Origin of the sequence: Saccharothrix sp. ALI-22-I, from assembly GCF_001984175.1 — a bacterium.
GTDB lineage: Bacteria > Actinomycetota > Actinomycetes > Mycobacteriales > Pseudonocardiaceae > Actinosynnema.
This window is the reverse complement of the sequence record NZ_MTQP01000057.1, coordinates 193,326-207,414: the sequence shown is the minus strand read 5'-3', so window position 1 is coordinate 207,414 and position 14,089 is coordinate 193,326. Positions and strand designations below refer to the sequence as shown.

13 protein-coding genes are annotated in these 14,089 nt (G+C 70.0%); 3 read left to right on the top strand and 10 right to left on the bottom strand.

Translation table 11 applies throughout. The features are described from left to right. Positions 1-90 precede the first annotated feature (90 nt). A complete protein-coding gene (locus ALI22I_RS17225) occupies positions 91-3,516 on the top strand; it encodes a TM0106 family RecB-like putative nuclease (RefSeq protein ID WP_143532248.1) in 3,426 nt (1,141 codons plus the stop codon). Here ALI22I_RS17225 and ALI22I_RS17220 read toward each other — a convergent pair. Continuing rightward, positions 3,513-3,950, bottom strand: a complete 438-nt coding sequence (locus ALI22I_RS17220; RefSeq protein ID WP_077006510.1) for a VOC family protein — start codon at positions 3,948-3,950, stop codon at positions 3,513-3,515. The two genes, ALI22I_RS17225 and ALI22I_RS17220, sit on opposite strands and share 4 nt — an antisense overlap. 44 nt (positions 3,951-3,994) lie before the next feature. Further along, positions 3,995-4,300, bottom strand: coding sequence for a hypothetical protein (locus ALI22I_RS17215; RefSeq protein WP_202970996.1), 306 nt, complete (start codon positions 4,298-4,300; stop codon positions 3,995-3,997). Between the two features lie 225 nt (positions 4,301-4,525). On the opposite strand from ALI22I_RS17215, the gene ALI22I_RS17210 reads away from it, so the two are divergent. Together ALI22I_RS17210 and ALI22I_RS50910 are read left to right on the top strand one after the other, a co-directional pair. Continuing rightward, on the top strand, positions 4,526-5,350 hold the full coding sequence (locus ALI22I_RS17210; protein ID WP_077006509.1) for an LPXTG cell wall anchor domain-containing protein: 825 nt from the start codon (positions 4,526-4,528) through the stop codon (positions 5,348-5,350). Between the two features lie 120 nt (positions 5,351-5,470). Further along, on the top strand, positions 5,471-6,130 hold the full coding sequence (locus tag ALI22I_RS50910) for a hypothetical protein (protein WP_077006508.1): 660 nt from the start codon (positions 5,471-5,473) through the stop codon (positions 6,128-6,130). 78 nt (positions 6,131-6,208) lie between these two features. Here ALI22I_RS50910 and ALI22I_RS17200 read toward each other — a convergent pair whose 3' ends face one another. The 8 genes from ALI22I_RS17200 to ALI22I_RS17165 all read right to left on the bottom strand — a co-directional run bounded on the left by ALI22I_RS17200 (position 6,209) and on the right by ALI22I_RS17165 (position 14,011). Continuing rightward, on the bottom strand, positions 6,209-7,198 hold the full coding sequence (locus ALI22I_RS17200; RefSeq protein WP_077006507.1) for a zinc-dependent alcohol dehydrogenase family protein: 990 nt from the start codon (positions 7,196-7,198) through the stop codon (positions 6,209-6,211). Then, the gene (locus ALI22I_RS17195; RefSeq protein WP_077006506.1) at positions 7,195-7,995 is read right to left on the bottom strand and encodes a carbohydrate ABC transporter permease; all 801 of its coding nucleotides are present in this window, start codon (positions 7,993-7,995) and stop codon (positions 7,195-7,197) included. Before ALI22I_RS17195 ends, ALI22I_RS17200 begins: the two co-directional genes overlap by 4 nt. 150 nt (positions 7,996-8,145) lie before the next feature. Beyond that, positions 8,146-9,084 (bottom strand): carbohydrate ABC transporter permease, encoded by a 939-nt coding sequence (locus ALI22I_RS17190; RefSeq protein WP_443216945.1) that lies wholly within the window; start codon positions 9,082-9,084, stop codon positions 8,146-8,148. A gap of 40 nt (positions 9,085-9,124) precedes the next feature. Next, a complete protein-coding gene (locus tag ALI22I_RS17185; protein WP_077006505.1) occupies positions 9,125-10,468 on the bottom strand; it encodes an ABC transporter substrate-binding protein in 1,344 nt (447 codons plus the stop codon). A gap of 76 nt (positions 10,469-10,544) precedes the next feature. Continuing rightward, positions 10,545-11,306, bottom strand: coding sequence for a DeoR/GlpR family DNA-binding transcription regulator (locus tag ALI22I_RS17180; protein WP_077006504.1), 762 nt, complete (start codon positions 11,304-11,306; stop codon positions 10,545-10,547). A gap of 226 nt (positions 11,307-11,532) precedes the next feature. Beyond that, positions 11,533-12,072, bottom strand: coding sequence for a hypothetical protein (locus tag ALI22I_RS17175; protein WP_077006503.1), 540 nt, complete (start codon positions 12,070-12,072; stop codon positions 11,533-11,535). A gap of 70 nt (positions 12,073-12,142) precedes the next feature. After that, positions 12,143-12,856: a hypothetical protein gene (locus ALI22I_RS17170; RefSeq protein WP_077006502.1), complete on the bottom strand. Its 714-nt coding sequence runs from the start codon at positions 12,854-12,856 to the stop codon at positions 12,143-12,145. An 81-nt stretch (positions 12,857-12,937) separates the two neighbouring features. After that, on the bottom strand, positions 12,938-14,011 hold the full coding sequence (locus ALI22I_RS17165; RefSeq protein WP_077006501.1) for an alkene reductase: 1,074 nt from the start codon (positions 14,009-14,011) through the stop codon (positions 12,938-12,940). Between the last annotated feature and the right edge of the window lie 78 nt (positions 14,012-14,089).

The following is a 14,089-nucleotide window of genomic DNA, read 5'->3' as shown; positions in this document are numbered from 1 at the left end:
AGGTCTGGTGGGAGTGGCGGGGGACGCAGTCCGGCGACTCGCCGGGGGTGATCCGAGGGGTTGGCGGGTCGGGCCGCGATACTGCCCGCCATGCTCACCGCCGACGGCCATCTGGTGCACTCCCCGGCGGATCTGGTCGACCTGTTGGAGTGCGAGCACCGCAGCCGGCTGACGCTGGCGCTGGCCGTGGGGCTGCCCGACGCACCGACGCCCGACCCCCAGCAGAACCTCCTGGCCGCCCGGCACGGCCTCGCGCACGAGCAAGCCGTCCTGGCCCGGTTCCGCGCCGAGCACGACGTGGTCGAGATCCCGCAGCCCGCCCCGACGCACGAAGCGCTCACCGAAGCCGCCGCCCAGACCGCAGCGGCCATCGCGGCCCGCGCGCCGGTCATCTACCAGGCCGTCTTCTACGCCGACGGCTTCCAGGGCCGCGCCGACTTCCTGGTCGCCACCGACCGCGGCTACGAGCCGCACGACGCCAAACTCGCCCGGCACGCCACCCCGGCCGCCGTCGTCCAGCTCACCGCCTACGCCAACGCGCTGGCACACCACGCCGGCCCCGCCATGCACCTCCTGCTCGGCGACGGCACCACCAAGACGTTCCAGGTCGCCGACTTCCTCCCGCTGGTCCGCGACCTCCAGACCCGCCTCCGCGACCGCCTCACCACACCGGCCTCCCTCCCCGAACGGCTCTGGGACGACGAACGCCCCGCCTGCGCCACCTGCCGGTTCAGCCGGCACTGCGCCACCGGCCGGGAACGCGACCGCGACCTGTCCCTGGTCGCCGGCATCCGCACCGACCAGCGGCGCAAGCTCGCCGCCGCCGGCCTCGGCACCATCGACGCCCTCGCCAACGCCACCCGCACCGACCGTCCCGCCACGATGTCCGCGGCCACGTTCACCGGCCTGCGCGCCCAGGCCGCGCTCCAGGTCATCCAGGACGATTCGCGCACCGACGACGACCCGATCGGCAAGGTCGCCTACGAGGTCGTCGCACCGGAAACGCTGGCCACACTCCCCGTCCCCAGCCCCGGTGACCTGTTCTTCGACATGGAGGGCGATCCGTTCGCCCTCAACGGCGAGGGCCTGGAGTACCTGTTCGGCGTGGTCGACGCCACCGAGAAGTTCACCCCGTTCTGGGCGCACACCCGCCCGCAGGAGAAGGCCGCGTTCGAACGGTTCGTCGACTTCGCCACGCAGAACCTGGAAGAACACCCGGAAGCGCACGTCTACCACTACGCCCCGTACGAGGTGAACGCGCTCAAGAGGCTCGCCGCCCTGCACGGCACGCGTGAGGACGCCGTCGACCACCTGCTGCGCTCCGGCGCGTTGGTCGACCTCTACGCCGTCGTGCGCAAGGCGCTGCGCGTGTCCCAGCGGTCGTACTCGATCAAGTACCTGGAACCGCTCTACATGCCCGCCGCCCGCGCGGGCGAGGTGACGAACGCCGTCTCCAGCATCGAGGCGTACGAGGAGTTCCTGGCGCTGCGCAACGTCGACCCGGCGCGCGCCGAGGACGTGCTCACCGGCATCGCCGACTACAACACCTACGACTGCGTGTCCACGCTGGGGCTGTACCGGTTCCTGCTGGAGATCCGCACGGAGGCGGGCATCGAGCCGCACGTGGCCGAGCCGTCGTTCACCGAGGAGATCGAGGACGAACTCGCCGCCCAGCGCCGTGCCGAAAGGGCCGAACGCCTGGCCGCCGTGGTGGACCCGCTGTTGGAGGGCCTGCCGGACAACCCGGCGGAGGCGACCGACGACGAGCGGGCGCGGGCGCTGCTGGCCGCCGCCGTCGGCTACCACCGGCGTGAGACGAACCCGGCGTGGTGGGACTTCTTCCGGCAGATGGCGGCGCCGTTGTCGGAACTGGAGTCGGACAGCAAGTGCGCGGTGCCGGTGTCGGTGCGGGCGCAGGACTGGGCGATGCCGTCCGGGCGGGTCCGCAAGGCCAAACGCGAGGTGCGGGTGTGGTGCGACCCGGACCGGCCGCACCCGTTCGCGAAGGGCGACCAGATCCGGCTGCTCTACCCCGGTACGCCGAACGTGACCCGGGACGCGGTGGTACTCGGCGAGTCGGCCGAGGACATGGTGCTGCTGGAGAGCGTCGCGCCGGACGAGGTGCACGGTGAGCAGCCCGTCGCGGTGCTGCCGGGCAGCCCGGTCCGGCCCACGCCCAAGGACGAGGCGGTGTACGACCTGGCGCGGTCGGTCGTGGACGAGTTGCCGCAGTTGCCCCCGCACCCCGGCATCGACCTGATCCGCCGCACGCCGCCGCGTCTGAAGACCGGTTCGCTGCCGCACAGCGACGACACGATCACGGACGTGATCGCGGCGGTGGACGCGTTGGACGGCTCCACGCTGGCTGTGCAGGGGCCGCCGGGCGCGGGCAAGACGTACCTGGCGGGCCGGCTGATCGCGCACCTGATCCGCGGCGGGCGCAGCGTCGGCGTGACGTCCACCAGCCACAAGGCGGTGGAGAACGTGCTGAGCGCGGCGTTGGCGGCCGGTCGTGAGCTGGGCGTGCCGATCCCGACGGCGAAGCGCGCGAAGGGCGCGCCCGCGAAGGACTGCGCGTGGGAGCAGCCGCGCGACAACCCGGCGCTGGTGCGCTGGCGCAACGACCAGGGCGGCGGGCACCTGGTCGGCGGCACGGCGTGGACGTTCGCCAACACGGCGTTGCGGGAGCAGCCGTTCGACGTGCTGATCGTGGACGAGGCCGGGCAGTTCGCTTTGGCCGACGCGCTGGCCGTGTCGACGTGCGCGCGGAACCTGGTACTGCTCGGCGACCCCCAGCAGTTGCCGCAGGTCGTGCAGGGCACGCACCCGGCGGGCGCGGAGGCGTCGGCGTTGGGTCACCTGATCGGTGACGCCGACGTCATCCCCGCTTCCCTCGGCTACTTCCTGGACCAGACCCGGCGCATGCACCCGGCGGTGTGCGAGCCGGTGTCGAACCTGTCGTACGCGGGACTGCTGCACGCCCACCCCAGTGCGGCTCTTCGAGGGATCGCCGGCGTGCCGTCGGGCGTGTACGTGCACTCGGTGGCCCACTCGCACAACACCACCTCGTCGATCGAGGAGGCGTTGGCGGTGGTGGGCGTGGTGCGCTCGCTGATGGGTCGCATGTGGACGGACGGGCCGGACGCGCGGGCGTTGGACGACTCGGACATCCTGGTGGTGGCGCCGTACAACCTCCAGGTACGCCTGGTCCGGCGCGAACTGGAGAAGCACGGCTACGAACACGTGCGAGTCGGCACCGTCGACCGTTTCCAGGGCCAGGAAGCACCCGTCGTGATCACCACGATGACGTCGTCGGCCGCTGTCGACCTCCCCCGCGGCCTGGACTTCCTCCTGTCCCGCAACCGGCTCAACGTCGCGTTGTCACGCGCGCAGGCCGTAGCCGTCGTCGTGTGCTCTCCACGGTTGGTGGAAGCCGACATCCGCGACGTCGACCAGCTGCGGTTGGTCTCGGGCATGATCGGCCTGATGGCCGACGCCGACCGGTGGGACGCCTAGACCAGGCAGAACTCGTTGCCCTCCGGATCGGCCATGACCGCGTGGTCGGGATGGCCGTCGTGGTGGTCGATCCGGATCAAGGTCGCGCCGGCCGCCGTGAGCCGGTCCATCGCCTCGGTGATCCGCGGCCAGCGGATCTCCCACGAGTTCTGCCGACCGCCGCCGACCTTGATGTCGATGTGCAGCCGGTTCTTGCCGACCTTGCCCTCGGGGACCTTCAGGAACGACAGGGTCGGACCCTGGCCGGCCGGGTCGGACAGGTAGGCGCCGTCGTCCCACTCGTCCTCGGGCACGCCGTGGTGGCGCAGCCAGTCCTCCCAGCTGTCGAACCCGGTCGGTACGGCCTGTTCGGCGTAGCCGAGCGCCGGCGCCCAGAACTTCGCCAACGCACCGGGGTGCGCGCAATCGATCGTCAGTCCCCATGTCGTCGCCACGCCCGGACGGTAGCCCGCACCACCGACAGAGCGCCTGGTGGACGTCAGGACTTCGGCAGGCCCGGTGGGTTGATCCCGGACTTCGGCATGCCGAGCGCGAAACCGATGACGGTGCCGTAGAGCGTCAGCTCCAGTGTCACCACGACCGCGTCGAGCACCGACTTCGCGGTGAAGAACCGGGCGAACGTGGCCCAGTCCCAGCCGGGGTTGGTGACCAGGCCGTTGACGAACTGGGCCACCAGGACGAGCACGACGACGATGCCGACCCACCGCCACGGGTGGCGGGCGGGCACGATCTTCGGCACGGGTTGGTCGGGGGCACGCAGGCGTGGGTGTGCGGACACGCTCATGTGGAGTCCTTCAGGGATGGTGCGGAGCCATCGGACGGGCGAAACGTAGCTACTTCGCCGTGGTGCGAACAGGGGTATCCACGTGCTGAAACCACTGTGAGTAGGTGGTTGACAAGCGGTGATGTCACCCGAATTGACCAAGGTTCGGTGTGAACAGGTCAACGGCGGTTTCCGTATAGGGGGGTGCGCTACCCCGCCGCGCCACCGCCGTTCACAGGAGTAACCATGCAGTTCGCACGGGCCGTACGGGCTCCCCTTTGCGTCGCGGCGGCCGTCGCGTCACTGAGCCTGATGGCCGCCGTCCCGGCCTCCGCGCACACCGCGGCGATCAAGGCCGAGTGCGTCGGCGACGAGGCCAGACTCACCGTCGCCCTGACCCGCTACGACGGCAGGCAGTCCAACTGGCTCAAGGTCCACGACAACGGTCAGCCGATCGCGAGCAAGGAATTCCGCGACTCGTACACGAAGACCTACCGCAGCGCGGGAACCACGCAGCACGTGTTCACGGTGACCGTCTACGCGTGGGACGACCCCTCTGCCTCCTCCTACCAGCACGCGTACCCGTACGCCTACCGGTACCCGTACCCGTACGCGTACTCCTACCCGGGCGGTTACCCGTCGCCGGGCGGTTACCCGCCGGGCGGTTACCCCCCGCGGGGCTGGTCGTTCACCAAGACGTTCACCGTCCAGCCGTGCGTGGCACCGCCCGCCCCGCCCGCACCCCCCGCCCCGCCCGTTCCGCCCGAGACGAAGCCGGTGGCGACGAAACCCGTGAAGCCGGTGGAAACCACCACCGTGGCGCCGGTTGTCGTAACCACCACGCCCGAAGCGACGACCACGACCACCGCGGAGACCACGACCACGACCACGACGCCGTTGACGTTCGACTGGCCCACCACGCGGCCGAAGGCGGTCGTGGTGCCCGCCGCCAGCGACAGCGATCTGCCGGACACCGGCGCGGACGTGATCGTCCCCTTGGTACTCGGCGTGCTGCTCCTTGCCGGCGGCATCGTCGTGCTCATCGTGCTGCGACGCCGGATCCAGGGCTAGGGCGCGGAAAATGACCGTCTTTCCTCACATAAAGTGATCATCACTACCCCATTCGGGTGTTTAATTGCCCCCGGTTAAGGTGAGCGCGTTTCTCCTCTGCCCTTCCCTCAGGAGTACCTCATGCAGCTCGCACGCGTCGTCGGCGCGACCATCGGAGTTGCCGCGGCCATCGCGACGACCACGTTGGTCATGGCATTTCCGGCCTCGGCGCACACCCCCACGCTGACCGCGAAGTGCGCGGATGGCACGGCCAGCCTCACCGTCAAGCTCGTGGCCTACGCCCAGAGCTACAACGGCAAGGCGAACCACATCAAGGTCACGGTCGACGACAAGGAGGTGGAGAACAAGGACTTCGGCGCGAGCTTCGAGGGCAGCTACTCCGCCACCGGCGACGTCAAGCGTGAATTCGTCGTCGAGGTGACCGCGCACGACGGCAACCAGTTCTCCTTCAAGGAGACGAAGACCGTCGAGGCGTGCGTGGTGGCCCCCACGACCTCCAGCACGACGACGACCACCACCACCACGACCACCACCACGGACGCGACGACGACCACCACGACCGAGTCGACCACTCCGACCTCGGAGACGACCACGTCGGAGTCGCCCACCAGCACGACGACGACCACCACGACGGCGCCCGCGATCGTGCCGGTGGCCGACACGGGTGGCCTGGCCGACACGGGCGCGAGCATCGCGATCCCGTTGGTGATCGGCGTCGTCCTGCTCGGCGGTGGCGCGGCCCTGCTGATCGTCCTGCGTCGGCGGGCGGCCAACAACTAGTACGGCGACCAGTACGGCACACGACTCGGCCCCGGCACTCCTCCACAGTGGAGTGACCGGGGCCGAGCCCTGTACCGGCTAGGGCAGCACCTGGATCTTGCGCCCCTGTCCCGCCTGGAACCGGGCCAGGGCGGAGGCGTAGTCCACCAGCGGCAGGCGGTCGCTGATGAACACCTCGGGGTCGAGCACACCGGTGGCGAACAGGTCCGCCGCCCGTTCGAACGAGTGCAGCACCGCCATCGAACCGGTGATGGTGATCTCCTGGTTGTAGATGCGGTACGGGTCGATGGTGACCCGCGCCGCGTAGTCGGAGACGCCGAACTGGAGGAACGTGCCGCCCTTCGCGACCCGACCGAGCCCGTCCTGGATGGCCTTCTCGTTGCCGGTGGCGTCGATGACGACGTCCCAACCCCCCGGCCGGTCCAGCTCGTCGGCCGATGTCGCGGTGCCCGTGACGCCCAGCAGTTCGGCCGTGGCCAGGCGCTCCGGGTTGAGGTCGACCACCTCGATGGACGACGCGCCGGTGAGCTTGCCGAGCTGCAGCATCATCAGGCCCATCGTGCCCGAGCCGTAGATCAGCACCCGGCTGGCCATCTGCGAGCGCAGCACGTCGTAACCGCGCACCGCGCACGACAGCGGCTCGATCAGCGCGGCGTCCTCGGTGCGCACGTGGTCGGGCAGCTTCACGCAGTTCGCCACCGGGGCCAGCGCGTACTCGGCCGCACCGCCCCCGGTCGTGACGCCGATCGCCGCCCACCGCTCGCACAGGTTGTTGCGCCCCGACCGGCACATCCGGCACTCGTGGCAGTACAGCGACGGGTCCACCGCGACCCGGTCGCCCACCACGACCTCGGTGACGTCCGACCCGATCTCGACGATCACGCCCGCGAACTCGTGGCCGGGCACCACCGGCAGGGTGGGCGCGAACTCGCCTTGCAGGATGTGCAGGTCGGTGCCGCACAGCCCGCACGCCGCGACGTCCACGACGACCTGGCGCGGGCCGGGCGTCGGGTCCGGCACCTCGGCCACCTCCACCGCGCCGACCCCGGTGATCACGGCTGCTTTCACTTCACGGCTCCCAGCGAGAGGCCCTGGACCAGCTTGTCCTGGGCGGCGAACCCGGCGACGAGCACCGGCAGCGACACCACCACGGCGGCGGCGCACACCTTGGCCAGGAACAACCCCTGGCTGGTGACGAACCCGGTGAGGTAGACCGGCGCGGTGCCCGCCACCACACCGGTCAGCACGCGGGCGAACAGCAGCTCGTTCCAGCTGAAGATGAAGCAGATCAACGACGTCGCCGCGATACCGGGCATGGCGACCGGCGCGACCACCCGGCGCAGCGTGGTGACCAGGCCCGCGCCGTCCAGCGCGGCGGCCTCCAGGATCTCCCCCGGCACCTCGGCCAGGAACGACCGCATCAGCCACACCGCGATCGGCAGGTTCATCGACGTGTAGAGCACGACCAGGAACGAGATGTTGTCCAGCATCCCGGTGTACTGCGCGACCAGGTAGATCGGCAGCAGACCGGCGACGACCGGCAGCATCTTGGTGGACAGGAAGAAGAACAGCACGTCCGACCACTTCTCGACCTTCTTGATCGAGAGCGCGTACGCCGCCGGGATCGCCAGCAGCAGCACCAGCACCGTCGAGCCGACGGACGCGCTCAGCGAGTTGATCAGCGGCGGCCACGGTTCGGAGTCGAAGAACTCGGCGTAGCTGTCGAACGTGACGGGCGCGGCCAACGACGGCGGGTTCGTCGCCGCGTCCGGCTCGCTGTGCAGCGAGGTGAGCACCATCCACGCCACCGGCGCGAAGAACAGCAGGCCGGCGAACCACGCGGCCACACCCAGAATCCTGCTCATGCGCACACCTCGCTAGCGCTCGGCGTGGCAAGAGCACAGGGCACTGTGTTGAACGATTCGCTCGCAAGCTCGCTCATGCGCACACCTCGCTAGCGCTCGGCGTGGCAAGAGCACAGGGCACTGTGTTGAACGATTCGCTCGCAAGCTCGCTCATCCCCGCACCTCCTCGCGCAGCAGCGACGACACCACGCGCAACGCGAACGTGGCGATGACGATCGACCCGACCACCACGACCACGCCCGCCGCCGACGCCTGGCCGTAGTCGTGCGCCTGGTAGAACGTCTGGTAGATCGTGTAAGGCAGGTTCGCCGTGCCCAGGCCGCCGGACGTGATGGTGAAGACGGCGTCGAAGTTCTGCACGATGTAGATCGACCCGAGCAGCGCGCCCAGCTCCAGGTACTGCCGCAGGTGCGGCAGCGTCAGGTAGCGGAACACCTGCCACGCCGTGGCGCCGTCGATGCGCGCGGCCTCGACCGCGTCCTGCGGGCGGCTTTGCAGGCCCGCCAACAGGATCAGCATCATGAACGGCGTCCACTGCCACACCAGCGACGCCTCGACCGCGATCAGCGGCATCCCGCTGATCCACTCCGGCTGCGGCGCGTCGGCGCCGAACAGCCACGTCAGCACACCGTTGAGCAGGCCGTATTCCGGGTTGTAGAGCGCGTGCTTCCACAGCAGCGCGGCGGCGACCGGCACCACCAGGAACGGCGCGATGAGCATCGTGCGCACCAGGCCGCGTCCGGCGAACTTGCGGTCCAGCAACAGCGCCAGCACGAGTCCGAGGACCAGGCTGACGAACACGACGGTCACGGTGAGCAGCACGGTCGTGCCGATGGCCGAACGCAGGTCCGGATCGGTGAACACGGCGGTGTAGTTGTCCACACCGGCGAAACCGCGGTTCGTCGGATCGAGGGAATTCCACCGCATCAGCGAGATCACCAGCGTGGCCACGAACGGCAGCTGGGTGACCACGATCGTGAAGATCAGGGCGGGCAGGAGCGGGGCCCGCCGTACCCAGCGCGCCGCCGCCTTCACCTGCCCCGTCCGCGCCGGGGGCTTGGGCTCGGCCCGCGCCACGGCCTCCCGCACGGCGGTCACCGGGTCCTCCCGATGGGGGTGGGGTTGCTCATCAGTTCCCCCGGTACTTCTTCGCGACCGCCTCGGCCAACGCCTGGCTCTCGTCCAGCGCGGCGTCCACCGTGGTCGCTCCGGCGATGGCAGCGCTGATCTTCTGCGACACCTGTGTGCCCAGGTCGGTGAACTCGGGTATGCCGACGAACTGGATGCCGCTCACCGGCCGTTCCTGCACGCCGGGGTCGGTCGGCTTGGCGCCCGCGATGGCCGCCTCCGCCTGCTTGGCGAACGAGCTGCCCGCCGCCAGGTACTCGGGCCGCTGGTAGGTCGACGAACGCTTGCCGTCCGGCACGTTGGACCAGCCCAGGTTCTTGCCGACCAGTTCCTCGTAGCCCTTGCCGGACGCCCAGGACACGAACTTCCACGCGTTGTCGGCCTTCTTGCTGGCCTTCTGGATGCCGAACGCCCAGGTGTAGAGCCACGCCGAGCTCTCGGTCTTCACCGTCGGCGCCTGGGCGAAGCCCAGCTTGCCCTTCACCGGAGAGTCGTCGGCCTCCAGCAGACCCGCGGCGACCGTGGCGTCGTACCACATGGCGACCTTGCCCTGGGTCATGTTGTTCAGGCACTCGGCGAACCCGGCCTGCGGCGCGCCCGCCTCACCGTGCGCGCGGACCAGGTCGACGTAGAACTTCGTGGCCTCCTTGAACTCCGGCGCGTTGACCTGCGCCTGCCAGTCCTTGGTGAACCACGTGCCGCCGAAGGTGTTGACCACGGTCGTCAGCGGCGCCATGAGCTGGCCCCAGCCGGGCTGGCCGCGCAGGCAGATGCCCTTCATACCGGGCTGCGCGCCGTCGACCTGGGCGGCGATGTCGGCGACCTGCTGCCACGTCGGCTTGTCCGGCATGGTGAGGCCCTTGGCGTCCAGCACGTCCTTGCGGTACATGAGGAACGACGACTCGCCGTAGAACGGCTCGGCGTACACCTTGCCGTCGGCGGCGGTCAGCGACGCGCGGATCGGCTCCAGGATGTCGTCCTGGTCGAAGCCGGTGTCCTTGGCGAAGAAGTCGTCCATCGGGGTGAGCCAGCCGTTCTTGGCGTAGATCGGCGTCTCGTAGTTGCTGATCGTGGCCACGTCGTACTGGCCGGCCTGGCTGGAGAAGTCCTGGCTGATCTTGTCGCGGACGTCGTTCTCGGGCAGGACGGTGAAGTTGACCGTGATGCCGGTGTCCTTGGTGAAGTTGTCCGCGGTGAGCTTCTGCAGGTCCTGCATCTGCGGGTTGTTCACCATGAGGACGTTGATCGAGTCGGCCGATCCGCCGCCCCCGCCGCCCGCGCCGGCGCACGCGGTCGTCGCCAGGAGCACCGCGGCCGCCAGGCCGCCATACCGGAATGACTTCATCGTCTTGCCTTCCTTAGGGCGAGCGGAACCAGACCCCTGGTGCGCTGGGGTCTAGGGCTGGGGATCGGGGGTTGGTTTAGGTCCGGACGACTTTCGGCCCGAGCAGCGAGTAGCGGTGTGCCTCGCCGGCGGGTAACGCGGAGTCGGTGACGACCGCCTCCAGGTCGGCGATGTCACCGAACCGGTGGAAGCTCGCCACGCCGAACTTGGTGTGCACGCCGACGAAGATCCGCCGCCGGGCCGAGGCCAAGGCCTGCGCCTTGACCGCGCCCACCGCCGGGTCGGGCGTGGTGAGGCCGTGCTCGCGGGAGATACCGTTCGCCCCGATGTAGGCGAGGTCGATCACCATGTCCGACAGCATGCGGGTGGCCCAGTGGTCCACGGTCGCGAGTGTGCGGCCGCGGACCCGCCCACCGAGCAGCAGCACGGTCGCGGAAGGGACTTCGGACAGCACCGCGGCGGTCGGCAGCGATGCGGTGATCACCGTCAACGGCCTGCCGGTGGGCAGGGACTCGGCGACGAGCTGGGGTGTGTAGCCCTCGTCGATGAACACCGTCTCCGCGTCGCCGAGCCGGTCCGCGGCGACGCGGGCGATCCGCCGCTTCTCCGGCACCATCGACGCGGACCGGAACTTCAGCCCGGTCTCGTACCCGGCGCTCTCCACCGGGAACGCGCCACCGTGCGTGCGGCGGACCAGGCCGTGCTCGTCCAGCAGGCGCAGGTCGCGGCGCACGGTCTCCTGCGCGACCTCCAGTTCGGCCGCGATCTCGGCGACGTCGACCCGGCCGTCGGCCCGGGCGCGGGCCAGGATGCGGCGCTTGCGTTCGTCCGCCCGCATATCGCCTCCTGCCCGCTCGGACCGTCACTGCCCGTTCGGGCCGCGCATAAGGTGTAACACCGGGGAAACAGTGTGGCCACCGCCACACCCAGGTGAACAATGCCCGAGTTCTGCCCGCTTTGCCTGACCGAACACACAGGAACGGGCGGAGTCCTGCCCGAATCGACCCGCTCGGACGCCCGTTGTCACGCCGATCACCCATTACCGCGCACCTGCGCCGGTGGGCTCAAGGGTTGCGCACGCTCACGATGCCCATCCGGAAATTCTCCGCCGCGGCCAGGGCCGACACGCAGGTCGCCAGGGTTTCTCGGTCGCTGTCCGCACCGATCGCCGTCGCGCAGTCGGGTTCGATGCTCGCGGAGAGGTCCCGCAGGAACGCCACGTCGACCGAGACCGGCAATTCGTCCTTCCGAGGGCCGAGCTCCGCCGCCGCTGTCTCGTCGACGAGCACACCGAGCGCACCGCCGCAGTCGGCGATGCGGTTGATCTCCTCGACCGTGGGACGGGTTCCCCGGATGTCGTAGACCGCCCTTATGGACGGCCGGTCGCCATCCTCGGCGATCGTGGCGCACTCCTCCGCGCTGACGCCGTCGATCAGGGCGTCCACCGGCAGCGAGCGATCGCGGCGGAGCCACGCTTCGGATGCCTTCTTCCCGTACTCCGCAGCCAACTCGGCGAGATCGACGCGACGGGCTCCGATGTTCAGGTAGGCCCCATTGGAGACAGGTCTGATCCAGGAGTCCTCACGGTCGAGGCTGATCGACACGCGTTGGCTCCGGCCAGGAAGGCGACGGTCCGCAGCGGCAGCCGTCCCGCCAGGGCGAGGACCAGGCGGGCTACCCCGAAGCGGGTCCACGCCCGGGTGCTGAGCACCGCCACGCCGAACAGCACCGCGAGCACCAGGCTGACCGCGACCAGCAACGGCAGGTTTCGGCGGTGAGGGTCCAGGGCATGTGCGTGGACAACGGCGGCAGCAAAGGGTGCGCGACCGTCGGGAACCCCTGGGAGATCGCGATGCGCTCACCGACGTGACCCCCCAGGGTGGCAGCGAGCGTGGCCGCCAGGACACTGCACATGGCGACCACGAGCGAGGTGACCACGGCGGCCGCCAGCGCGGACCGCCGATCTCGCCTCAGGAACTCCTCCGGGCTCGCTCGCCCGGTCCGGTCCGAGCGCTTCACCAGCAGTTCGTGCAGTCCCACCGCCACGCCCGCGACCACCGACAGGGCGAGCAGGACGCCTCCCGACGCCCAGGCGCGGGCCAGGTCGCGGTGGTCGTCGATGCCGTTGACCGAGGTCGCCAGCAGCAGCGGGACGCCAGGGGTGCACACGAGGAGCACACCAGTGGCGAAGCCGCGACCGAAGCCGCTCTCACCCCCGTCCGAGGTCGGCGCCACGCGACCGGGCGCCCGCCGGGCGCCCGCGAGCCACAGCGAGGCCACCACGAGACCGAACACCGTGCCGAGCAGCGGTGGTGATCCGAGCAGGACCGTCACCGGGTCGACGCCGTCGCTGATCACGACAGTGCCGAGTGACCCCGCGAAACGCATTCGACCACGCGGTCACGTGGCGTGCGGAACGCACGGCGGCCCGCACCCGACCGGGTGGTCGGGTGCGGGCCGCGGGTGAGATCAGGCGGAGGCGGTGGCCAGGGCCGGGTAGTCGGTGTACCCCTTCTCGGTGCCGCCGAAGAAGGACGACTGGTCCGGGGCGTTGAACGGGCCGCCCTGGGCCAGCCGGACGGGCAGGTCCGGGTTGGCCAGGAACAGGGCGCCGAAGCTCAGCGCGTCGGCGGTGCCGTTGTCGATCAGCTCCAGGTGCTCCGGGCCGGTGGTGCCGTCGGGGGTGAACGGGTTGAGGATCAGGGGGCCGGAGAAGCGCTCGCGCAGCTTCAGCGTCAACGCCCGTTCGTCGGCCTCGGCGATGTGCAGGTAGGCCAAGCCGATCGGGTTGATCGCGTCGACCAGCGTCGGGTACAGCTCGTGGTGGGATTCCTCGGCGATGTCGTTGTACTGGTTGGCCGGGGAGATCCGCAGGCCGACGCGGTGCGCGCCGATCGCCTCGGACACCGCGCGGACGACCTCGACCACGAACCGGATGCGGTTGTCCACCGAGCCGCCCCACTCGTCGGTGCGCAGGTTGGTGTTGTCGGCCAGGAACTGGTGCAGCAGGTAGCCGTTGGCCCCGTGCAGCTCGACCCCGTCGAACCCGGCCTCGACCGCGTTGCGCGCGGCGGTGGCGAAGTCGGCGATGGTGGCCTCGATGTCCGCCGGGGACAGCTCGACCGGCGTGACCAGGTCGAGCATCTCGGTGCCGGTGAACACCTTGCCCTCCGCACGCACCGGGGACGCGCTCACCGGGTGCAGGTCGTCGGGCAGCAGGCTCGGGTGGCCGATCCGGCCGCTGTGCATGATCTGCGCGAAGATCCGCCCGCCCGCCGCGTGCACCGCGTCCGTCACGCCGCGCCAGCCCTCGACCTGCTCGTCGCTGTGCAGGCCCGGGGTGAACGTGTAGCCCTGGCCGACCACGGACGGCTGGATGCCCTCGGTGATGATCAGCCCGGCACTCGCCCGCTGCGCGTAGTACTCCGCCATCGTCTGCGTGGGCACGGTGTCGTAGGCCCGGCTGCGGGTCATCGGCGCCATGACGATCCGGTTGGGCAGCTCGGTGCCGGCCAGGGTGAACGGCTGGAACGCGGTGCTCATCGCTGTAGTCCTCCAGGTATGCGGTTACCTGCTCGAACAGCTAAGTGTGGTGGATTTATTTCCGACTTCGTCAGACGT